The sequence below is a fragment of the Geitlerinema sp. PCC 7407 genome, assembly GCF_000317045.1.
GTDB lineage: Bacteria > Cyanobacteriota > Cyanobacteriia > PCC-7407 > PCC-7407 > PCC-7407.
In genome coordinates, this window is record NC_019703.1 from 4163660 (window position 1) to 4186915 (window position 23256).

Sequence of the window (23256 nt, forward strand, 5' to 3'; positions counted from 1 at the left end):
GAGGGTCGAACTCATGGGAACTTGGTCCAGTCCAGCAAGATTAATCAACCATTGTATGGGGTGAGGCTTCTTGCGGATGGCAACATTGACTACCGGCAAGACAGGCCAATGACTCAGCGCTTTTGTCTGTCTCTGACGCCAAGGCTTGGCAACCCAGGCACTCAGTCTACGAGCGCCTGCGAGGCCTGAAGTGCCTGAGAGCGCTCGATCTTCTACGAGGGAGGGTGATCGGCTGCTTCGGAGACAGAAGTCGGAGGAACGTTGAGGATGGGGAGGCGATCGCCCCGAAAAATCTCTTCACTTGCCTGGCCGATTTCCTGCATCAGGCTGGCGAGGGTCCGACTGGTCAGGACAGCCAACAGGAGGGGGCCGGTGGTGAGACTCAGGAAGAGAGCTTGTGCAACTTTTGGTTGAGCCATCATTAAATGTACCAGCGACTGGTCAGTTTCGTAGGAGCAAAATGGACGCGGTCTCTCTAAAGCGGGCTAAGAATGGGCGAAAAAGGGACCGTTGAGCAGGGCGTCAAGGGATTTGGGGATCTAGCGTAAACGCTTTTTTGGGCGGTGCTGGAGTCGATCGCCGCTGATGCGGGTCAAGTCTCCGGATTGCTCTAGTGGAGGTCGTTTAAATTGTGACATTCTCCCCTCGACTGGAGCGCGATCGCGAGGGCAGTTTCACCGCTAGCGGGCCTGCTGCCTAGTCTAGATCGCAGGGGTCAGAAAGGAGGGAAATCGGCTCCTGGCTCAGAGCTCAGCCCTAGCGCTAGAGGCAGTATGAACCTTTGCAAGTGTTTTTCGGATGTCTCTGGCAGCGGCTGGGGAGCGGGTGAGGATGCTTGGGCGCGGGGGCTCAGGGCTGTGAAGCCGTTCAAGGCGATCGCCGACTGGGGTGCGATCGCCGCAATCTCCCGGAATACAAGGGTTTGCGAGGGTCCCCTAGATTTGACGGGCTTCCCAGCAAACTTCTTGCTATTCTCTAGTCTGAAGTTCCCCCGATTTTGAAGCCGGCGATCGCAGATTCAGCAAGATTGATAGCGTCGAGGGGACCGAGACTGCTCCCATTCGTCGTCATCGTTAGCGGCTAGTGCCCGTGAAAACCGATTCTCGTCCCCTCTTGGATAGCAAATCCCCCTTGGCCCGGTGGGTCTACCATGCGGTTGGCCATCAGGCCGACGAAGTCCGGGTCAGCTTTCGACTGCGCGGCAATCAACTGCACATCCTGTGTGAGGCGCTGCGCTGTCCGAGCGCTGCGGTGATGCTGGCGCGATTGGTGCAGGCCCTGAGCCGGACGTCGATTAATGATTTGCTACCAGTGGATCACCCGCCGATTTATCAGGTGTCCCTCTACGGTCGGGCGATCGGCCAAAAGTCGCCGGCCTGGAGTGAAGTGGTGATTCTCAGCCAGCTCGATCGCTATCTAGAGCAGCTCACGACGCTTCAGCCCCCTCAGCCCGCCCCACCCGAAGGGTCGGCAAGCCTGGAGGTGTCTAGCGCTGGCACGCGCAATGCGACGGTGTCTCCGCGATCGCGCTTGAGCTCGGCCCTGGTGATGTCCAATGAGCAGCGGGCGCGCCAAGGCCGACCGGAGGCGATCGCGGCCTACCTGAGCGAAACCCTGAGCAGCTTGGGCGTCAGCGTCAAAGTCAGCGTCCGCGCGATTCCCTGTGAGCCCCATACCCAAGAGATCACCGGAACGCTGGATCAAGGCACTCCGGCACGCTCTCAGCGCCTCTCGATCACCTGCGAGTCGATTTACAGCCCGGACCCGATACTGGTGGCTGAGCCGATCGCTCGCCAGCTGCGGCACCTAGAGCTGGCTGATTTCCAAGATGCCTTGGTGGTGAGCCAGGTCACGGGGGAGCCGAAGCCGGACTGGCTGCTGCGGATCGATTTGACGCCGCAGGAGACGATGCTGCGCAGCTGGGCGCGGTGGGGGGATGTGCAGGCGATCGCCCGCTTGCTCAATCAGGCCCTCGCGTCGGTAGGAACCCAGGTCTCCGCCACCCTCAATGAAACAACGCTGCACCTGTTTTGTGTACCCCAGACCCAGCCCAATGGGCGATCGCCGATTGCGCCGCCCCAAGCGCTGAGCGTGGGGGCGATCGCGCCTGTTCTGGCCTCCCTCGCGCCCCAGGGCATCCACGCAGCCACGATATACGGCGTGACCCACGCGCCTAAGGAATCCCAAACAGCCGCCCCCGAGCCAGATACGATTCCTAGCTGGGTAGACTGGCTGAACTTGCCAGCCCAAGAGCATGCCGCCCTGGCTGATTCGACCCTGGACTTGGCCCAGGGCGGCGATCTGCCCGCGATCGCCTTTTTGCTGACCCGCCTGCTGAATACCAACCTCGACCGGCAGCTCGAAACCGGCGGTCTTCGGATCCAGATCCTGCGCAAGCGGGATCTGCTGCACATCATGGCCGACGCGCCGATTTGCCCCCAGCAAAAGCAGGTCGGACCCGCGATCGCCCGCTTCATGCGCCAGCTGCGTCTGCCCAAAATTTCTGGCGTGCGGATTTATGGACGCCGTGCCGGTCAGCGACGCCCCTTGTGGAGCTACGGCCTCGACTTTGTGCCCCGCCGCCGCCTGGTGCCCGAGGCCACTCCCGAATTTGCGGCTTCCTCGGCCCACGTGGGCGACCTGATCGCCGATCCGGGAGAGCTGGCCATCCAGGAGTCCCCCATCGAGGGAGACCTCTCCAGCAGCGTCACCGAAGCCACCCAGCAGCTTTGGCACAGCTTGCAGCAGAGCCTGATTCGGTCTCAGCTCTTCTTGCCCGCTGACCAGACCCCGCGCCAAGGGGGCTACCACGGCAAGGGCTTGGCGCTCATCTGGGGCTGCATTGGCGTCTTGCTGGTCGTGCAAAGCGACTTTGTGCTGTCTCGCGTTATCTCCCAACCCCCCGAAGCGGCTCCCAGCCTCAGCCCCCCAGCAGCGCCGTTGGCCAATCCACCCGAGGAAATCGCGCAGCCCCTTGAGGCGCTGATGCCGTCGCTGTCCCTGAGCAAAGAGAGCGGTGATCTGACTGAAGATAGCGATGCATTTTCGTCCGACGGCTTTACGCGGCCGGGCACCACTGACGTCACCGTTGCTGACGATCCGGCCACCGACAGCGAAGGCGTTGTCACCCTCGAAGCTGAGCCCCTCAAGCCGAGCGCTGCCACCTCTGTGGCCCTCGCGATCGCCCGCTCCGATCGCCCTTCTTTCAACAGCCGTCAGCTGGACGAAAAGCTGGCCCTCTACCAGCAGTTTGTCCAGGACTATGGCACCCCCGATGTGCTGGTGGTGGGCAGCTCGCGGGCTCTGCGCGGCGTTGACCCCTCCGCCCTCAAAAATGCGCTGGCCGACCAGGGATACCCCAGCCTGACGGTGTTCAACTTTGGGGTCAATGGCGCTACGGCCCAGGTGGTCGACCTGATGATCCGGGAGCTGCTGCCGCCGAAATACCTGCCGCGCCTGATCATTTGGGCAGACGGTGCCCGCGCTTTCAACAGCGGTCGCCTCGACATCACCTACAACGGCATTGTGGCCTCGGACGCTTACAAAGCCTTTGAGGCGGGCACGCTGCCGCCTTTGTTTGAGGCGCAGGCTGATCCGGCCGCCCAGGAGACTGCCGAGGACGAGGCTGATTCGGCGCCAGTGGCCCCTGCCAAGCCCCAAACAATTTTTGAGCGCTACCAAACGATCAATCAGCAGATGACGAAGGCTTTGGGCGATCGCTCCGGCCTCTACGCTCAGCGCGATCGCCTGAGCCAGGTGCTCAAGAATGGCCTTCTCGGGTCCCTCTCCCCCAAAGCCCCCAAAGCCCCCTCAGCCCCCCTGAGCGATCTTGCCAGCAGCGAGTCCTTCGAAGGCGTGGGTTCACCCGTTTTGCAAAGCCGGGTCGACTTTGAGGGCTTCTTGCCGCTGTCTGAGCGCTTTAACCCAGCCACGTACTACCAAAAGTACTCCAAGGTGTCCGGTAGCTACGACACCGACTACGACGCTTTCCGGCTGGCTGGTGAGCAGATGGACGCCTTGCAGTCTCTCATCGACTTCACTGAGCAGCAGGGCATTGCTCTAGCGTTTATCAATCTTCCGCTAACCGAGGATTACCTCGATCCCGTGCGATCGGATGCCGAAGCCGCTTTTATTCAGGAAATGATTCGCGTCGATGCCGAAAGCAAGCTGATTTTCCGGGATTTCGGGCAGCTATGGCCCACTCGCAATGATTTCTTCTCCGACCCGAGCCACCTGAACCGCTACGGCGCCTATGCGGTGTCTAAGGCTTTGGCGAACGATCCGCTGATTCCCTGGAGCCGAGCGCAGAGTCTACCTGAGCCCTAGGAAAGCCGGCGGGGCGATCGCCTCTGAGCTATCGGCCCATTGCTGTGCCAGCACCAGGTCAATAAAGTGCCAGGGGCGATCGCCCCTGGCAACGCCTAAGGAGTGGCAACACAACAATAGTTCACTTGTACCACGAAATCCAGTCTGAAATTTTTCAACTTTAGCGATCGAAATTCTAGACACGTCCAAGATTCCCTGCGATCGCCTCTAGCAGGCCCCATACGGTAACCCCAAAGCACTCCAGAAACGCTCGACTTCCTTCGCCAGGCAGATGCCAGACATCAAGTGTATCCGCAGATACAGAATTGACCCATTGAGAATTGGTGCAATCTACTTGACATGATTTTCAACATTCAGAGGCTTCCGCAGTAACTACCGCTCTGTTGATCAAGGGTGACTGCCAGGTTCACACAAGAGCAATTGGCGGGTCGCATCGCCCGCCAACCCCGTAGTTTTTAGCCAAGAAGCCATCCAGCAAGACTTGAGTCTTCGCCTATCAGATACAGGCCTTACGGCAAGGTGTCTGTCCTGTTTTGCGTATCTAAGGAACGTTCAGTGATGATGTCTAGACCGACGCTAACAAAGAGAGCGAGGAGTGGAGCTAGACGGCTGCCCACAACCAGCTCGTCTTCCCTACCCAACGTTGCCGAATTTCTGGCAACCATCCGTGACATTCTTCCCCGCTTCACTCTTAGCTGGGTTGCTTCCATTCCCCTCATCGCTTTGATTGTGGGCGTTTGGAGCCTAGCAGCCTCAGCCCAAGACAGCCCTCCCCTTACGCCTGAAGTCGTCCAGGGAAACCTCAACGCCATTTGGGTTCTGGTCGCTTCCATCCTAGTAATTTTCATGAACGCTGGCTTCGCAATGCTCGAAACGGGCTTTTGTCGCCAGAAGAACGCCGTTAACATTCTCACCAAAAACCTGATCGTCTTCGCCTTGGCAACCATTGCCTACTGGGCCTTCGGGTTTTCGCTGATGTTCGGCGCCAACGGCAATGGCTTCATCGGCTGGGGCGGCTTCTTCCTGAGCAGCAACGACCCCGCGACCTACGGCCTGAACCCGTTCCCGGCAGGTCTGCCCATCGCGCTTTCTTTCCTGTTCCAGTCAGCGTTCGCCGGTACCGCAGCGACCATCGTTTCCGGTGCTGTGGCAGAGCGAATCAAGTTTGTTGACTTCCTCATTTTCAGCCTGCTGCTGATTGGCGTTGCCTACCCCATCAGCGGTCACTGGGTCTGGGGCGGCGGCATGCTGTCGGACATTGGTTTCCTCGGTGGCGTTGCTTTCAAGGACTTCGCTGGTTCGACGGTGGTGCACTCGGTGGGCGGCTGGGCTGCGCTGATGGGTGCAGCCATTCTGGGACCCCGCTTAGGCAAGTACCAAGAAGACGGGACACCGAGCGCGATTCCCGGCCACAACATGAGCATTGCTACGCTGGGCTGCTTGATTCTGTGGATCTGCTGGTTCGGCTTTAACGCTGGCTCTCAGCTGGCTGCGGATGAAGCGGTTCCTTATATTGCCGTAACCACTAGTTTGGCGGCGGCGGCTGGCGGTATTGCAGCAACGATTACCTCTTGGGCGGTGTCTGGCAAGCCTGACCTGTCCATGGTGATCAACGGTATTTTGGCGGGTTTGGTTGCCATTACGGCGGGCTGCGCAGGCGTCTCCTACGGCAGTGCCGTGATCATTGGTCTGATCGGCGGTGTGATGGTTGTCTTCGCGGTCTTCTTCTTTGACAGCATCCAGATTGATGACCCGGTGGGTGCCACGTCGGTCCACTTGGTCAATGGGGTCTGGGGGACGCTGGCGGTCGGCCTGTTCGACATGGAGGCTGGCTTGCTGACAGGCAATGGCACAACTCAGCTGATTGCTCAGATTCTCGGTATTCTGACGATTGGCGGCTTCACGGTGGCCCTGAGCACGATTTTCTGGCTGGTGCTGAAGTCTTTCTTGGGTCTGCGGGTGACGGCCGAGGAGGAAATGATGGGTCTAGACATCGGCGAGCACGGCATGGAAGCCTATGCTGGCTTTGTGAAGGACACAACGCTCAATTCTGGATCGAGTGTCTCTAGCCATGGCGGCGTGGGAACGCCGTTCCAATAGACTCTAGGGTTTGTGAGAGCGATCGCTCCTAGGGAGCGATCGCTTGACGACAGAAATGGTGGTGAGCTCTCAGCGGTGCTCACCACCATTTTGGCGTGTTGACGATACGCAGAAGGGGCAGGGTGGGACAGGCCCTTGTGAAAATTGTGCTTTCTGGTGAGATTTCTGATAGAAAGCGTATTGACTCACTTCATGGGAACTCGGTTATGGGCGATCGCCGCCTCAGCGCCCCGAACTCCGCTGTCTCCACACCGCCAGAAGCTTCTCGCTGGCGGCGCGCTCCGCGCTGGGCCTGGTGGTCCATTTTGGGCAATGCGGGCCTGCTAGGACTGCTGGCCTGGACGCTGGGGCAGGCCACGCCACCGCCTGCCCGTGGCCCCGCGACGCCGTCTGCGGCCCAGCCGTCCAAAGCATCCACCCTCACCTCGCCACCGCCGAGCCCTGAGCTGGGGCCGCGCCACCAGCTATCCTACGAGCAGTGGGTGGGTCTTTTGGGCCGAGAGGCCCGGGCGATCGCCGCCCAGCCGCCCAAGCACTTGAATATTTTGCTGGGGGACTCCCTCAGCCTGTGGTTTCCCAGCGAGCTGCTGCCCACAGAAACCACCTGGCTCAATCAAGGCATCTCGGGAGAGACCTCTGGCGGCCTGCTCAATCGCCTCGACCTGATGGATCAGACAGATCCCGAGGTGATTTTCGTCATGATCGGCATCAATGATCTGATTCGGGGCGTGAGCAATGAGGCGATCGCCGCCAACTACCGAGGCATGATCCGCTATCTGGTGTGGGCGCACCCGGACAGCCGCATCGTCGTGCAGTCTGTCCTGCCCCACAGCGGCCCCAAGGCCACCTGGGAAGGCCGCGATCGCCTGTTGGCCATTCCCCTAGAGCAAATCCAAGATCTCAACGAATCCTTGGCCGCGATCGCCCGCGACGAAGGCGCCCAATACCTCAATCTCTACCCCCTCTTTGCCGACGAAACGGGCTATCTGCACCACGACTTCACCACCGACGGCCTCCACCTAAACCGCAACGGCTACCTGGTCTGGCGCTCTGCCCTCCAGCTCTACAGCCAGATCAAGCCCTAGCCCAAGCGAGAAGAAGCACGCTCCCAAACGCAGCGGCGCTCAAACCGGATCGTATGATCAAGGGGAACTTTGCCCGTTGCAGTACGAGTAATAGCCAGCGTTATGGACACAAAAGCCTTCAAGCGATCGCTCCAAAAATCGGAAAACTACCACCGGAAAGGATTCGGTCACGAAGCAGAAGTCGCAACGGTCCTCCAGTCCGAGTACCAAAGCAACCTGATTCAAGAAATCCGCGACAACCACTACCAACTGCAACGCGGTGAGGTCACCATTCGCCTCGCCGAGGCCTTCGGATTTTGCTGGGGCGTCGAGCGCGCCGTCGCCATGGCCTACGAAACCCGCCAGCACTTCCCCACCGAGCGCCTCTGGATCACCAACGAAATCATCCACAATCCCTCGGTCAACAACCGCCTGCGGGAAATGGAAGTGGGCTTCATTCCCGTCGAGCAAGGCCAAAAAGACTTTTCCATCGTCGCTCCCGGGGACGTCGTCATCCTGCCCGCCTTTGGCGCTAGCGTCCAAGAAATGCAGGTGCTCAACGACAAAGGCTGCACCATCGTCGACACCACCTGCCCCTGGGTTTCCAAGGTCTGGAACAGCGTCGAGAAGCACAAAAAAGTGCAGTACACCTCGATCATCCACGGCAAATACAACCACGAAGAAACCATCGCCACCAGTTCTTTCGCCGGGAAGTATCTGGTCGTGCTGAACATGGCCGAGGCCCAGTATGTGACCCACTACATTCTGCACGGGGGCGATCGCGACGCCTTCATGACCAAGTTCGCCAAGTCCTGCTCCGCTGGCTTCGACCCCGATCGCGACCTCGAGCGCGTCGGCATCGCCAACCAAACCACCATGCTCAAGAGCGAGACCGAACAGGTCGGCAAACTCTTTGAGCGCACCATGATGCAGAAGTACGGCCCCGAGAACCTCAACGAGCACTTCCAGTCCTTCAACACGATCTGCGACGCCACCCAGGAGCGCCAAGACGCCATGCTCCAGCTGGTCGAAGAAAAGCTCGACCTGATGGTCGTCATCGGCGGCTACAACTCTTCCAATACCACCCACCTTCAGGAAATCGCGGTAGAGCGTCACATCCCCTCCTATCACATCGACAGCGCTGAGCGGATCGGCCCCGGCAACCAGGTAGAGCACAAGCCCCTCGAGCGCGACCTCGAAATTGCGACGCCCTGGCTCCCCGAAGGCCCGATCGTGGTCGGGGTGACCTCTGGCGCATCTACGCCCGACAAGGTGGTCTCCGAGGTGATCGAAAAAATATTTGCTCTCAAGGCGGCAGCAGCCGCTGTCTAGGCAAGGTCAGGCCGAGAGCCGGTTCTTGCTGAGGGTGCACGGATTTGGGAGCGATCGCAGATTCTAGCTCTCGAAGCCTGGCTGCAATTCTGAATTAATCCTGAATTTCGCTGCTTTCCCAGACGCCCGAAGAACTTCGGGCGTTTGTTTTTGGAAGGCTTGCAGGGCGCGGCGATCGCCCCTTCAGCGAGGCCAAGATTCCGGCCATCGGCCTATGCAACCATGGAACCAACGCCCCCTTAAGACGATCAGCAACTCCGTTTCAAATTCTGAAACCCGCTGCTTGTCCGGAGGGACACCCCCGAAGATATTAAAAGCCCCAGACTCCTTGCGCTATGGCTGCCTCCCTGCTCAAAAATCGCGACTACGTCATCATCCTGGCTCGCACCACGGTCAACCACAGCACCCACACCCCTCGCTTTAGCGATCGCTGGCAAGAAGCCTACAGCGCCCTTGCTGCCCTCGTTCAGCAGTGCCAAGATCTTGACCCTGACGGCGTCACCTTTTTTGTCTCTTGTGATCCCACAAAAGAAACCTGCCCGTTCAAAAAGTACGAGCAGGTCAAGGCTGATCAGTTGTCTGAGATTTTGAACGCCAACTATCCTCCCGACACCATCCATCTCCAGTCAGTGCTTCAGGAAGCGCTAGACGACTATTTCAGCCGCAAGGCAGCCCAGAAAGCTAAACCCAACGGCGAGATGATTTTGGTCTTCATCGACGGAGAGCCCGGCGATCGCATGGCCATTGTGAAAACCATCATCGAGGCAACTCATCAGGTTCAGTACGATGAGGAACTCGGCATCGGCTTTATTCAAGTTGGTGACGATTTGGTTGCGCGAGGCTTCTTGAATGCCCTAGACGATCATCTAGAGGGCGCAGGAGCCAAGTTTGACATCGTGAACACCCATCTGGTGGAGCAGATCGAGGCTATGCCTATGACAGAGGCGCTGCTCCAGGTGCTCTACGACTAAGGCAAGGGCAAAAGTCCCTACTTCAGCTCGTCAAGAGCATAGCGGGCGATCGCCAGACTGAGACGTGCGCGATCCATTTCAGAGAGCTGTTCCCAGGATATTGCCGTCGCATTGAGGGTCTCAGACACATAGTCCCGATCCCGCATCGCAAAGGCATAGGGACGAGCCAGCACTTGCAAGTCGTCTGCGCTCCAGTGGGGCAAAGCATCTTGCACGCAGGCAATCAGGCGCTCGGCGATCGACATTTGGCTCTTCACCATTGCCTGGGCCTGACGGACAATCCCGTCGAGCAACTCTTGGGGCACCCGCTGGGCAAACTTCTCAACCAGCGTGGCGCACAGCGAGGTGCGATCGTGCTGAGCAAACAGGTCAAAGGCCGCCGCTTCAAAGGCTTGAGCATACTGGGCCAACTCTGGGGCAGCCATTCCCTCAGCGTCTAGCTGAGCCTCGGCCTCCATAAAGTATTCCTCTGCCGCAGCCTCCGCCGGATTCCAAACGTAGGGCATGTCAGCGTACAAAACCGCTTGGGCGAGATCCAGCCAGGCGTGAGAGCGATTGTGAATGCGAGCTTCGGATTGTTGTGAATGCAGTGTCATCTTACCTACTCCTGAAGACCTTAACCAACCAAATGGACCAACCTTGGCACTGGGTAGCTACAGAGGGGTTTTAGAGCGTTCCGTAAATCGAGCGAACTTTCTCAATTTCAAGAAAAGCGTCTCAAACCCTTGATTTAGCGAGCTTTGAGGATTTCGGAAAAATCAAATCCGCCAAAGCGCGTAGCAAACTCTGCTATTAGACTGAGTGTGCCGGGAAATGCTGACGCGGGCGTGCGGGGTGATCACCCGTCGGTCCCTCAACCAGGGACAGCAACTCCCATTTTTTGCATCTGCCTGAGGCAAGAGCGCAGGCTGCCCACAGGCAGTGTAGACGCTCTGGCTGTCCGAGCGGTTCTATCCCAAGGGACATGCTGAGGCCAAAAACTCTTTTGGGCGATCGCCCCGCTTCCCAGACGCAGCACGCTGGCTAGTGGGCTGCCCCTTCAGGTGGCTCCACCACAAATTCCAGTTCTTGCCCTTGGGAGCTGCCAAAGCGCAGGCGCGTGCCGGAGTGGAGGGGAACTTCTTGCTGGTGAATGCGCTGCCAGCCCTCTGGACTGGAGACCAGGGTGCCGTAGCGCGAGAAGTCCCGCAGAAAGTAGGTGGGATTGAGGGCGCTGGTGCCCAGCTCTCGGCAAAAAATCTCGGCGTGGCGCTGGGAGACCCAGCGCTCTTGGATGACGAGATCGTTTTCGGTGCGGCGGCCCACTCGCATCAGGCCTCCCCGAATCGGCCAGACCTGGGCGGAGCTGTCCGTCGTGCGCAGAGCCGCGATCGCCGCTTGGGCCTGCACTCCGATCCAGGTGGGCGAGTGGGGCAGCTCGGTGATGCCTTCTTCCATTTGCCGGAGCAGCTCCCCGTCAAACTCAGGGTGCATGTACAAGACCGGCAGCGTCCAGGCAGGCTGGTTGAACTTGTAGAGGGTTAGCAGGTGCTGGCGGGCGATCGCCACCGATTCATCGATCGGATGCCGCTCCGCTAGCGCCTGGGCAAACACCTGCACAAAGCTCAGGGCCTCCTGATCGGCGATGGAGTCTCGCATCCCCAGCACCGCTGGCACCCCGTGGTGGATCAGCACCTCCGCCAGGCTGCTGCGCGGAATCGCCCGATGGGCAGCCCGAGCACCCTGGCTAGCATCTGGGGGCGGTGCCATTTGGTCGGGCTGGGCACCCCAGCACGCATTAAAGACCGCGAGGGTCACCCGGCAGCGCGTGAGCACCTGCGCCAGTTCGGTTCCATTCAGGGACACCCCCGATCGCAAAAACAGCAGGCCGCCGTCGGGTGCTGGCACCCCGTGGCCCGCATAGAAGAAAACGTTGTAGCCGCCAGATTCGAGCTTGTGGGTCAGCTCCGCCGGAGTCGGCTGCACCAGAGTATCTACCTGACATGGCACAGAGGGCACGCCGCTGCTGCTGGGGGAGCCCGTCTGGCTGGCGTTTCCCAAGACGTTTGCTAGGGTTTCGGCCTCCTGATCGAGGCTGAGCATGTGGGGGCTCTGGTCGCTGTTTTCCCCGAGCACCAGCAAAATTTTGAGGATCGGCTGCAGGAGGGGCGGCGAGAGGGGATCCACCACGCTAGTGGTGCGACTAAACAAAAGCTGCTGGTTGAGGGAGATGGCGCGACAGCCGGTCTGGGGCTGCATGATTTCCCAGGGAAGGGCGATCAGGTCCGGATCGCGCACCTCTAGGCGCAGCCGCAGCGGCTTGCGCTGACCGATGGCGAGGCCCTGGCCCTGATCAAGGCTGCTCTGGATGGGACCATCAAAGAGCCACTGCCACAGGAGGATGCCCAACATTTGCATCAATCGACTGCTGTAGGTGGCTGCCTGACCGTTGGGGGTCACGTTGTCGAGGCTGAGGTCAGCGATCGCCTTGGGCACAAAGTCAGGCGGCACGGGCGGCACCTCTGGCAGCCCTCGCAGGGAAAACATCGATTGCCAGGTTTGCCAGGCCTGGGTGAGAGAATCGGGCCAAATCCGGTCATGGTGGACGTAGCCGCCTGGGAAGGGGGCCTTGAGAACCCAGATGGCGAAGTGAGGCTTGTCCTTCTCCGATGCGGTGAGGCGATCGATAGAAAGGGTAAGACAGGGAAGTTCAGACCGCGACATTGAGGCCGATCAACAGGTGACGGGGCAGTGGACTTCAGACGTGTTATTAGTCTACCGAGTCTTGAGGAAGTTCTGATGCCCCATTCTGAACGGAGGGCTCAGGCGTAGACTCACCCGATTGCGGCCCTGGCGGCGCACAATCGGAAGGGGTGTCCTCGGTCACAGACCGGGCATAGGGGGCGATCGCCCGCTCGGCGATCCAACCGGTCCTCCGGGGCGGCGGCGAGGCCGCAGGAGCGGGGCTGGCGATCGGCGCTGGCGCTGGACACAGCTCTAGCTGTAGCCAAAGCCCTTGGCCCTGGATCTCTTGGCGGCGGAGGACGCGCAGCAGGCTGCCGTCGGGCACGCTCAGGGGCGCTGCGTCTGGGGCAGCGGTTGTGGGAGCGGCGATCGCCCCTGGCTGACTTTGCAGCTCCAGGGTGGGCGGCGGCGTCCCCGCGCCGGGAGCGATCGTCTTGTCAACCCGGAACAGCAGGCTGGGCCGGAAGCTGGTGATGGCCGTCGGCGGACTGGCGGGCGTGACGGAGGGGCTCGGCGTCTGGGTCGGGTCGACGGGTGGCGTCGCGGTCGGCCCGAGGCTCGATCGCAGAAGGGGCCAAAACAGCCAGGCCAAGACACTGCCCAAGCCCAGGAGCAATAGAAGCAGCAGCAGCTTCCAGAGGCCCAGAGGCGATCGCGCAGGCGGCGCAATGAGCTGCGTTTTGACCTCGGTGGTGGGCGATCGCCCCGTGCCAGCAGTCGCCGGAGCAGGCGGACTTTGAGCCACCGGTACCGGAATTGCCGTAGTCCGCCCTTTCCCCTCTGACTGCACCTGGTAATGGATCAGCGCCACCGTCACGTTGTCGTGCCCATTGAGCGTGTTGGCCAGCTCAATCAGGCGCTCAGTCACCTTCGAAAGATCCTGGGCACCCTCCAGAATTGGCAAAATTTCGCTGGTCCAGCAGTGCTCGACGCGATCGTAGTCCGACAGACCGTCGGAGCACAGCAGCAAGACGCCATCTTCATCGAGCACTAGGCGCTGGACCGTGGGATACAGGCTGCTGGAAGACGCCATGCCCAGGGCCTGGACCAGGGACCCCGAGCCAGCCTGCTGCAAGGCCGCTCGGTGGGGCGTGTAGCCCATACGCACTTCCCGAGCCGCCACGTCATCGTCGACGGTGAGCTGGTGGCAGCCCTGGCGCGTGATCCAGTACGCCCGGCTGTCGCCCACGTGGGTGACATAGAGGGTGTGGGCCTGGGCCAGGGTCATGACCAGGGTGGTGCCCATGCGCTGCCGCTCTTGGCGATGCTCACTGTCGTTGCGATCGCTCAGGGCATCGTTGGCGGCGTACACCGCCATTTCCAGCGTGTGAATGATCTCTTGAGGGTCGCTGGTCGCCGTCAGGTCGATTTGCTGCACGCGATCGCGCACCGTTGCGATCGCCAAATTGGACGCCACATCACCGCCCTCGTGGCCGCCGATCCCGTCACACACGATCGTTAAAGACTGGGTCCCTGGCTCCACCGTCAGCACCGTTCCAGCGGGCGGATAGCAGGCATCTTCGTTGCGCTGGCGGGTCGGCCCCTGATCGCTGCGGGTCGCGATCTGAATCTGGCGCGGCTGCGATCGCCCGCAATTGGTCAAGCCCTCGTCCAGCAAAGCCACCAGCATCTCAGCGTTGCGGATTTCCCCGTGGATCAGCTGCTGGCACAGGCGCTCCAGAAACGGCTTCACCGCAGGCTGGGCATCCGACAGCCACCGCTGCCAAAACTGTCCCAGCTGGGCCAGGGTCACAGGCGCCTCCGCAAGCTGCAGCTCCAGCAGACGCACCAGCGGCCCCTCAACCCGCAGCAGGTAGGGCTCCACCAAGCTGCCCGCCACCCCTTCCAGGCTCAGGGGCTGCCACAGCTGGGCCATTTGCCAGAGCCAGTTGAGCTGGCGCAGGGCGGTCGATCGCCCCCAAGCCTCATCGAGGGTCGGCAGCAGGTCGTCCGGCGTCCCGGCCCCCCGCTCCGCTGCGATCGCCTCATCATAAAAAGGCGCATTTTCTAGCAGCAGCGCCTCTGCGCCCTCTGGACCCTCCAGCGGCAGCACCCCGTAGAGCTGGGGCAAATGCAGCTTGTAGGGCGAGAGCTTGAGGTAGGGCGTCATCGCCGCCGTGATCGTCTCCGGCATCTGGGGCAAAAACGCCGGCTGCGTGTCGAGGAGCACGCCCGCGCGCTTGAGCCAGTAGCGGCCTCCCAGCAGCTCTCCGGCGCGATCGCTCGATAAATTCGCCCCCACCACCCACAGATAGCGCCGAGTCAGCGGCGCGCGGCACTTCTTACAAAAGCGTTGATTTTCCCCATTCGGGGACTGGCACAAAGGATTGGGGCAGTAGAGGGGGGCCGCAGCGTCTTGCATAGAAAAACCAGAACGGCTCGGGCATTGACCCGAAGGCAGTGAGTGGCAACACAATGAACTCAGGACGCCTCCGACATGATCAGGGGTTCCTGAAGGCATCTAGCCTGTTTTCATTTAACCGGTCTTTAAGCGGCGATCGCGCCAACTTGCTTCGGATTTTGACATCCTCTCTCCCCGATCGCTAGGCAACCGAGAGAGAAATTCCCGAGTTCACGCCAACCATCCGTCGCCTCTCGAGCGGTGAACAAAATCCCCGCAGTCAGCCCACCAGTCCCGACAAGACCACTTTTCTGGGCTTTTTGCACTCACTAGCAGCCCCGATCGCGACGGGCTTGGTTTGCCTCTAGCCCTACTCTGACAACTTCTTCAGCCGCTTCCCCTAGACCGCCCGCTGGATCAGCGACAGCAGCACATCTGGAAAATCCGTAATGATGCCATCGACGCCCAAGCTCAGCAGCATCTCCATCGTCGCCACATCATTCACCGTCCAGGGAATCACCGGAAACCCCGCCTGCTGAATTTCCTGAACCGGCTGCAAGAAATTGCGCGAATGGGGCAGCAGCGTTTCGTAGTTGGGCGAATATCGGTCAATAAATCCCGCCGCTTGCAGCAAAGCCGCTACATTTCCTCGAAAACGGCTGAAATTTAGCCCCGCCAAAAACGGCGACGGCCGCCCCAAAGCCGCCTTGAGGGTGCCAGGACGGCCGCGGGTATAGCGAATCAGCGCCCCCGTTTGGATCTGGGGGTTGAGCTGCTTGACGGCTCGCAGCACCCGCCAGTCAAAGGACTGCACGCTGGCCCGCTCCACCAAGTCATTTTGCTCAATGAGGGCCACGATTTTTTCGGCGTGGACGCGGGGCCCCGGCGTGTCGCGCGGTCGGAGGGGATTGACCTTGCTCTCGATGTTGTAGCGAATGCTGCTGTTGCGGCGCTCCGCCAGCTCAATCACTTCTTGGAGGGTGGGAATGCAGGCCCCAGGAACGCGCTTTTGCTGGGGAAACTGGCTTGGATGGGGATTGAGGGAACCACAGTCGAAGGCCTGGACCTCCGCCAGGGTGAGGTTTTTGATGAATAGGCGCGGACGGCGCGGCAGGGGATTGCCCTGGGGGCTCAGGCACAGGCGTGGACTGAGCACGGGATTGTGGCAGACGACCACCACCCCGTCGCGGGTAATCACGGTATCGAGCTCGAGGGTCGTCACTCCCAGCGCGATCGCATGGTCAAAGGAGGGCAAGGTATTCTCGGGCCGCAGGCCGCGCGCGCCTCGATGACCCTGAATGTCGAAGTGGGCAGGAATCTCAGGCAGACGCGATGGACCAGGCTTGGTACGCAATTTGGACGGTAACGGAGCACGAAACTGAAAGACTGACGCCATAGTTTACGTTCTCAACTCCCAACCCTATTCTGGCAGGTTCCGCCTCAGGGGCATGTTTGGACGATCGCACTCGGCAAAAAAGTTCGCAAACCGGCGATCGCCCGCAAGCACTCATCCCAAAATTTCTGGGGCGCTAGACCTGAGGCGGGCGCTGGCGCAGCCGCCAAACCAAAAATCCGCCGGTCAACGCAGCATAGAGGGCAATGCTCACTGCCGCGATCGCCCAGAAAAAGGGATTCCACGCGCCCTGGCTCACATCGAGGCCCAGGGGACCGAAGATCTGTTGCAGCCGGCCCGTCCCCACAGAGGTCAGCACAAACCCGACAGCGCTAGCCAGAATCCACCAGCCCGCCTGGGAGACCTTGGTTTTCAGCGCCAGCCACTGAGCAACCCCCAGCACCAGGCCGTAGATGCCTTCAAACACAAACTGCGGCAGCACCGACACCGGCGGCACAAAGGCCCCCATCATGCCAGCGGGCGAGGGGGCCAAGGTGAGGCTCCACACCACATTGACCCCGACCAAGGCGATCGCGCTGCCCAGACTCGTCGCCAGCACCCAGGGCCGCAGGGCCAAGAGCCACTGCCGCAGCACCAGCCACTGCACCCAGCCGCCCAGGGCCGCACCGATCAGCCGAAAAACCACCAGGGCCAACAAAAACGCCGGGCGATCCAGACCCGCCATGGAGGCAAACATGCCAGCAAAGCCATCAAAAATCAGCTGGAGCAGCTTTGTGGCCACGCAGGCCCCAAACCACTGCAAGCCGAAGTTTCTCCAGTTGGGCGAAACAGCGATCGCCATAGGTCTATCCTTTTGTGTTTTATTAATTGGGTTTTGAGTTGCGCTGATTTGGGAATCGTCCAGCCCGATCTAGGGTGACTCAGCGGCAGTCGCCCGCTGCTGGGCCGCCTGGAGGCGCTGGCGGGCTGACGGGTGCTGAGGATCGAGCTTGAGCGCTTGCTGGTAGGCCGCGATCGCCTCTGGCCAGCGCTGCTGCGCCGCCAAGGCTTCTCCCAGGAGATAGTGCATCTCCACCGCCTGGGGATCGCGTTCGAGCCCCTGCCGATAGAGGGCGATCGCCTCCTCTAGCTGGTTTTTCTGGACCAAAAGCTGCCCCAAATCCGCGTAAGCCTCAGAATAAAACGGAAAAGCCGCGATCGCCTCTCGATAGGCCGCGATCGCGCCGTCTTGGTCGCCCTGACGCGCCAGAGCCGCCGCCAAGCTCTGGTAGGCCGGTGGATACTGGGGCACCGCCTCAATCGACTTTCGATAGGCCGCGATCGCCTCCTCGACTTTGTTCTGGGCCAGCAAAGCGTCCCCCAGCCCCAGATAGGTCAAGTTAGCCTCCGGCGCCAAGGCGATCGACTGCCGGTAGGCCTGCTCCGCTGCCACTGCCTGGTCCTGCGCCAGCAAAACGTTGCCCAGCAGGTAGTGGGCGTCATCATTTTTGGGCGCCAGCCTCAGAGCCTCGCGGGCCACCGCCTCCGCCTCCGACCAGCGCCCTGCGCCGCTCAGGGCAAAGCCCAAGCGCAAAGAATGCAGCGCCTCCTGGGGTTCCTCAGCCGCTGCCTGACGACAAGCTGCGATCGCCCCGTCTATGTCATCCTGCTGCAGCAGCCCATCGCACAGACCGCCATACACCCCCAGCATCTGCGGATCGAGGCGCAGCGCCTCCCGATAGGCCGCCACCCCTTCCCCCAAGACCTCTGGCTTCTGCGCCATCCAGGTCCACGCCAGGGCCGCCTCTTGGCGCTCCGTCGCCACGCGAATGCCCTTGCCCGATCGGTGCCAAAACGCGATCGCCCCATCCCCCCAATCGCGAAAGAACTGCGGATCTTGCGATCGCTCTGCCTTTTTCTGCGCAAAGGTTTGCAGCTCGCTGTACTCCGTCTCCAACTGCCACAGCAGCCAGTAGTCCCGAATCAGCGGCACCCCATAGTAGGCCCCCGCCAGCACCGCCGTCAGCATCAACGCCCGAACCGCAAATTTTCGTCCCCGCCGGCCCTGAGAAGGTGACTTCAGCATCATAGTCAGCGAACCAAAACAAACTGGGAAAATAAAATCGGTCAAAACTCACAGATTTAGAGGAGTCTTGCCAGAGCATCAAACGCTTGCCAAATAAGGACCGGCGCTAGACGATCGCCACCCAAGCAACACAGTCGCATCCTCCCTGGAGCTTGTGCCCCCGAGAGGATGTCAATTCAATTGCTCGCAATTCCTTCAGATGATGTTAGGCTGTTGATCGAGAATAGGTATTCGGTTGCAGTGTTTGTTTTTGGTATTGACGAGTCTTTCACGTTTTGCATTGGCAGACTTCTCTCCGAAATCTCACTCTCTACACCCCTCTGATTTTGGAGAAATTTCATGTCAATCTATGTTGGTAACCTTTCCTACAAGGTCACGGAAGCTGATTTGAGCGCCGTTTTTGCAGAGTACGGTTCTGTTAAGCGCGTCCAGCTCCCGACCGATCGCGAAACCGGCCGCATGCGCGGCTTTGGTTTTGTGGAAATGAGCGAAGAAGCCGAAGAAGACGCTGCGATCGAGGCGCTTGATGGCGCTGAGTGGATGGGCCGCGACCTCAAGGTCAACAAAGCCAAGCCCCGCGAAGATCGCGGTGGTTCCTTTGGCGGTGGTGGTGGCGGCGGTGGCCGTCGCAGCGGCGGTTTCTCCCGCAACTACTAAGTCCCAAAATCAACCGATTTTCGGGCAGCCTCAGCAGATATAGGGTCGCCTTGACCGTGATTGCTTATAGCGACACCGTCTGACCCTTGCAGCTCATGGCTCAATACCCAAAAGGCTTCCGTTGTTTTTCGGAAGCCTTTTGGCGTTTATGCGGGCGTTTGCACGATTCGAGGGCTTGCTTTGAGGCACCGGATCGGGGCCGCGGGCCACTAGTCGATGGTGACGCCCCGGACAGTCTGGGGACGCTTGCGGCCGACCACGGGAGCCTGCTGCACTTCGCGCTCGCGCACGTGGTGCTGCTGAAAGTGCTTTTGCCAGAGATCGGGGGCGTCGAGGGTGTTGCCGCCGTGGCGGGTGTGGCGCTGGCGCACCTGACAGAGCACCGGCGTGTTGACGCAGGCCCCCGACACGATGACCTGGCCTTTGGTCAGGGAGGGCAGCTCCTGGAGCAGGTCTCGGCCCGCCGCTTCCACGCCGTGCTTGAGGCTCTCCTGATCGACGGGGTTGACGATGCGCATCAGGAACTGGCTCATGCACTGGGACAAGACATCGGAGTCCAGCTTGCCGGGCCGCTGGGTAATCAGGCCCATGCCCAGCCCGAATTTGCGGCCCTCGCTGAGGATGGTGCGCAACACCCCTTTGCAGCGGGCGGGCTCGTGGGCTGGCGCAAAGCGGTGGGCCTCCTCGATCAAGATGAAGACGGGATAGGGCAGGAAGTTTTCATCCCCGACGGTGATGTTGCCTTTTTGGGTGTTCATGCGGGCGTGGTAGGCCTGGCGCAAGACGGCGGCGCAGATGACCTGCTGCTCCTCCTGGCTAATTTCGTTCATTTGCAGGACGGTGACCTGGCCCGGTGTGAAGAGGTCTGAGGGCGGCAGGTGCTCGAAGGCGTGAAAATAGGGCGATCGCTGGAGGCGATCGAGCTTCCACTCGAGGGCCGGGGCCGAGGAACCGGCTTTTTCGTTGCCCTCTTCGTCCACTTGCCGATCGACCTCGTACACCGCCGCAATGAGATCCTGGGCGTCCCAGCGGTGTTCGCCGCCCCGGCGGTGCTGCTGCACCAGACCAAAGGCTTTGTTGAGGATGGACTGCTGGCGATCGCTCATTTCCGGCAGCAGGGTCAGCACATCGTAGTAGTCCAAAGAAGACATCCGGATGCGCACATGCTCAGGAGAAAGGATCTTGACCTGGGGCGCGTAGCCGTCGTCTCCCTGAAAGGCCGCGTGGCCCCGGAGATCTTCGAGGGTGTTGTACTCCCCGTGGGGATCAAAAATCAGCACGGCTGCCCGGTTGTAGGGGGACAGCAGCTCTTCGATCAGCACCCCGGCTGTGTAGGATTTGCCCGAGCCGGTCCCCGCCAGAATAGCCATGTGGGTGCTGACGAGTTCTTTGACATCGAGGGCGATGGACACCGCGCCGCCCTCCCGCAGCAGCAGCGAGCCGATGTGGGCTGAGCCGATGTCCCTGGGCTGCTTTTTGTTGAGGATGCGCTGGAGCGTGGCGTCGCTGGCCAGATAAACCTTGGTGCCGGGCTTGGGCGTGAGGCGCGGATTCATGAAGCCCAGGGCCGGATGAAAATGGCCAATCACATCGACGGTGACTTCGTAGATTTCGGGGTTGGCGTAGGTGAAGCCAATCAGCGCGGCGATCGCCTCCGGGCTGATTTCGGTGTCCGCAAAAATGCGATCGGGCAGGTGATCGATCAGGCGGCGGGCCGAAATCTTGCCCAAAATTTGCAGCGTTGTGCGGCTGTCTTCCGGCGGAGACGCCTCGTAGTACACAAACTCGCCCACCTTGACGTGGCGGTTGTCTGCGGTGATGAAAACGTACTGGTTGCTGCTGTCTCCTGGCCCTTTGACCGTGCCAATCACGTGGGGCGAGGGAGCGATGCCGTTGGGGGTTTGTGCCATCAAAGTTCCTGCTTGTGAGAAGCGCTGCCAGACGCCCAAGGTTGCCCGGGTCAAGATGCGATCGCCCTTCTGGCCCTGGGAAATGCAATTTTCCTGTTGACAACCCGATTTTGCACGGGAAATCCGTAGCGCCCGTCCGACCTCTCTGGCGATCGTAGAACAATTACGGATTCTGTCGCCATTGTGCGCAGTGTAGGCTGTAGCAAGCTAGGCGCGGTAGTTTCAGCCCTTTATTTCGCTGCATTTTTCTCTATTCTCGGTGCCTCTGAGTTCCAGGTGAGAGTTTATTTTTCCAGCGCCCTCGTTTGGCCGGTCAAATTACAGGAAACGCTTGTCTGAGATGGATGCAAAGCAACATGCCATTAAGACTTTGGCGGCCGAGCCCCCTACGCTTTGGTCCGCTGCTAGGCCCCCCGTTGGCGCACCGGCCTACCTCGCCTCCAGCGCGCCCCAGGGAGCAATGCTCTGTTGGGAAGTAACGCGAATTTTAACCCAAACCGCCCATCCCAAAACGGCTCTGTACCAGGTTGCAGAGCTGCTTCGCGCTGCTTTTCGGGCGGATGTATGCACCATTGTCGAGCGGCACTGGCTCAAGAGCGATCTCCACGCCACGGCAGATCGAGACAGTCACTTGTCCCTGGACACAGCGCCAATCTTGGCAGCCGAGGCCCTAGAGGATCTGTTTGTCCGGGGCGGTCCCCTGGTGATGAATGCGGGGGAAGATCTGCTGCACACCAGCACCGGGATCTATCCAGTGCGATCGCTGCTGGCGGTCGTCACGCGTCTGCATGGCCAAGTGAATGGGGCCATCGTGCTGGCCACCACCCAGGATGCACCCTGGGGTGAAGAAGAGCGAGTCCTGCTGCAAATGGTGGCGGATGCAGGGGCGATCGCCCTCTCCCAGATGCAGCTACAGCACCAAGTCTTTACCCTGGCCCAGCATCAGTCGCTGATCGACCAGCTGACGATGGCCGTGCGCAACTCGTCGGACTTCGATCGGATTTTGCGGCTAGCGCTCAATGGCCTGGCGCGATCGCTCCAGCTCGATCGGGGATTCATTTTGCTGCTGCGCTACTCCGATCCCCTCTTCAAGCAGGCGCCCCGGGACGGCGCGCCGGCCACCCGAGCCACCCTCGTGTGCGAATGGCTCGAGCAAGAGATGTGGTGCGAGTCCGCCAGCTGGTGCAACGAGAGCTCCGACGCGCCCATGACTGGCCAGTCGCTGTGGCTGTCTGAGTGCTCGCTCTGTCAGCACGCCTTCGAGCTCGCGCCCCAGCCCATCGTCGTGGCCCATCCATCGGACCTGACCGATGTGATTCCCGCCGACAGCATCGCGCCCCTGTTTCGCCTCAGCGCCCTGCCAGCCTTGATCTTGGTGCCCTTGATGGGCTCGCCGAGCAGCACGAGCGGCCCCGGTACGGTCCTGGGCTTTGTGGTGCTCCAGAGCCGGCAGCCGCGCCTCTGGGAACCGGAGGAGCTGACCCTGGTCGAGCTCGTCGGCGCTCACATCAGCACCGCGATTATTCAAACTCAGACCCTGCGGCAGGTCCAGGCGCTGGTGGAGGAGCGGACCGCTCAGCTCCAGCGCAGCCTTGCCGTACAGGCCAAGCTCTACGAAAAGACTCGCCAGCAGATCGAGCAGCTGCGCCACCTCAACCAGGTCAAAGATGAGTTCGTCAGCACGATGAACCACGAGCTGCGCACACCCTTGACCAGCATGAGCCTGGCCATTCGGATGCTGCGTCAGCCCGATCTGCCAGAGGAGCGCCGCACCAAGTACCTAAATATCCTGGAGGCCCAGTGCAACCAGGAAACCAACTTGATCAATGATTTGCTGGCGTTGCAGCACTTGGAGTCTCAGCGACGGCCGATCCAGATACAGCGCCTCGACCTCAAGCAGACCCTAGGACCACTGGTGGAGGCCTTTGAGGGGCAGTGGGCCGAGAAAGGGCTGTCTCTGGTGCTGAGTTTGCCAGAGCGATCGCTCCAGCTCGAGACGGAACCCGATAGCCTGCTGCGCATTTTGACGGAGCTGCTCAACAACGCGGGCAAGTACTCCCGGCAACACACGACTATCGCCCTGGATGTTCAGGCAGAGCCAGCCTGCTGGGGCGGCCAAAATATCGTTTTGAGCGTCACCAATGTTGGTCACGGCATTGGCGAGAACGAGCGATCGCTGATTTTTGAGAAGTTCTGGCGCTGCCCCGGCGTCACCGATCAGGCCATTCCCGGCACGGGCCTGGGACTGGCCCTGGTAAAGTGTTTAGTGCATCACATCAACGGGGCGATCGCCGTCGAGAGCCAGCCGCTGCCCGAGACAGACGCTTGGCAAACCCGCTTTACCCTAACGTTGCCCCAGACCGTCGGCAATTCGCTCTAAAATTCGCTCTCAACTGAGCCAAAGCGCCCTTC

The 23256-nt window shown here is 60.7% G+C and carries 15 protein-coding genes; 7 read left to right on the top strand and 8 right to left on the bottom strand.

Features of this window, described 5'->3' with window-relative positions:
• Positions 1–212: 212 nt before the first annotated feature.
• The gene (locus GEI7407_RS16990) at positions 213–422 is read right to left on the bottom strand and encodes a hypothetical protein (protein ID WP_015173443.1); all 210 of its coding nucleotides are present in this window, start codon (positions 420–422) and stop codon (positions 213–215) included.
• A 667-nt stretch (positions 423–1089) separates the two neighbouring features.
• Between GEI7407_RS16990 and GEI7407_RS17000 the strand changes: the two genes are divergently transcribed.
• From GEI7407_RS17000 to GEI7407_RS17020, 5 genes are all read left to right on the top strand, one after another.
• Entirely contained in the window at positions 1090–4326 is a 3237-nt protein-coding gene (locus tag GEI7407_RS17000) for a hypothetical protein (RefSeq protein WP_015173444.1), read from the top strand.
• A 558-nt stretch (positions 4327–4884) separates the two neighbouring features.
• Entirely contained in the window at positions 4885–6426 is a 1542-nt protein-coding gene (locus GEI7407_RS17005; protein ID WP_015173445.1) for an ammonium transporter, read from the top strand.
• A gap of 206 nt (positions 6427–6632) precedes the next feature.
• Complete coding sequence (locus tag GEI7407_RS17010; RefSeq protein ID WP_015173446.1) at positions 6633–7511, top strand: GDSL-type esterase/lipase family protein; 879 nt, start codon at positions 6633–6635, stop codon at positions 7509–7511.
• Between the two features lie 102 nt (positions 7512–7613).
• Positions 7614–8822 (top strand): 4-hydroxy-3-methylbut-2-enyl diphosphate reductase, encoded by a 1209-nt coding sequence (locus GEI7407_RS17015; protein ID WP_015173447.1) that lies wholly within the window; start codon positions 7614–7616, stop codon positions 8820–8822.
• Between the two features lie 335 nt (positions 8823–9157).
• On the top strand, positions 9158–9793 hold the full coding sequence (locus GEI7407_RS17020) for a hypothetical protein (protein WP_015173448.1): 636 nt from the start codon (positions 9158–9160) through the stop codon (positions 9791–9793).
• Between the two features lie 17 nt (positions 9794–9810).
• Here the strand turns inward: GEI7407_RS17020 and GEI7407_RS17025 are convergent, their stop codons facing one another.
• The 6 genes from GEI7407_RS17025 to GEI7407_RS17050 form a co-directional block, all read right to left on the bottom strand.
• On the bottom strand, positions 9811–10389 hold the full coding sequence (locus GEI7407_RS17025; RefSeq protein ID WP_015173449.1) for a hypothetical protein: 579 nt from the start codon (positions 10387–10389) through the stop codon (positions 9811–9813).
• 427 nt (positions 10390–10816) lie between these two features.
• Positions 10817–12496: a CHAT domain-containing protein gene (locus tag GEI7407_RS17030; RefSeq protein WP_015173450.1), complete on the bottom strand. Its 1680-nt coding sequence runs from the start codon at positions 12494–12496 to the stop codon at positions 10817–10819.
• Between the two features lie 46 nt (positions 12497–12542).
• Positions 12543–14879 carry a PP2C family serine/threonine-protein phosphatase gene (locus GEI7407_RS17035; protein WP_015173451.1) on the bottom strand — a complete coding sequence of 779 codons (2337 nt, stop codon included), beginning with the start codon at positions 14877–14879 and terminating at the stop codon, positions 12543–12545.
• 379 nt (positions 14880–15258) lie between these two features.
• The gene (locus GEI7407_RS17040; RefSeq protein WP_071880925.1) at positions 15259–16212 is read right to left on the bottom strand and encodes a glycerophosphodiester phosphodiesterase family protein; all 954 of its coding nucleotides are present in this window, start codon (positions 16210–16212) and stop codon (positions 15259–15261) included.
• Between the two features lie 175 nt (positions 16213–16387).
• The gene (locus GEI7407_RS19745) at positions 16388–17053 is read right to left on the bottom strand and encodes a hypothetical protein (RefSeq protein ID WP_015173453.1); all 666 of its coding nucleotides are present in this window, start codon (positions 17051–17053) and stop codon (positions 16388–16390) included.
• Positions 17054–17122: 69 nt separating this feature from the next.
• Complete coding sequence (locus GEI7407_RS17050) at positions 17123–18280, bottom strand: tetratricopeptide repeat protein (protein ID WP_015173454.1); 1158 nt, start codon at positions 18278–18280, stop codon at positions 17123–17125.
• A 336-nt stretch (positions 18281–18616) separates the two neighbouring features.
• Here GEI7407_RS17050 and GEI7407_RS17055 point away from each other — a divergent pair, with 336 nt between their 5' ends.
• A complete protein-coding gene (locus tag GEI7407_RS17055; protein WP_015173455.1) occupies positions 18617–18934 on the top strand; it encodes an RNA-binding protein in 318 nt (105 codons plus the stop codon).
• A gap of 209 nt (positions 18935–19143) precedes the next feature.
• On the opposite strand, the gene GEI7407_RS17060 is transcribed toward GEI7407_RS17055, so the two are convergent.
• Positions 19144–20844: an ATP-binding protein gene (locus tag GEI7407_RS17060; protein ID WP_015173456.1), complete on the bottom strand. Its 1701-nt coding sequence runs from the start codon at positions 20842–20844 to the stop codon at positions 19144–19146.
• A 340-nt stretch (positions 20845–21184) separates the two neighbouring features.
• Between GEI7407_RS17060 and GEI7407_RS17065 the strand changes: the two genes are divergently transcribed.
• Entirely contained in the window at positions 21185–23224 is a 2040-nt protein-coding gene (locus tag GEI7407_RS17065) for an ATP-binding protein (RefSeq protein ID WP_081587339.1), read from the top strand.
• Positions 23225–23256: the final 32 nt, after the last annotated feature.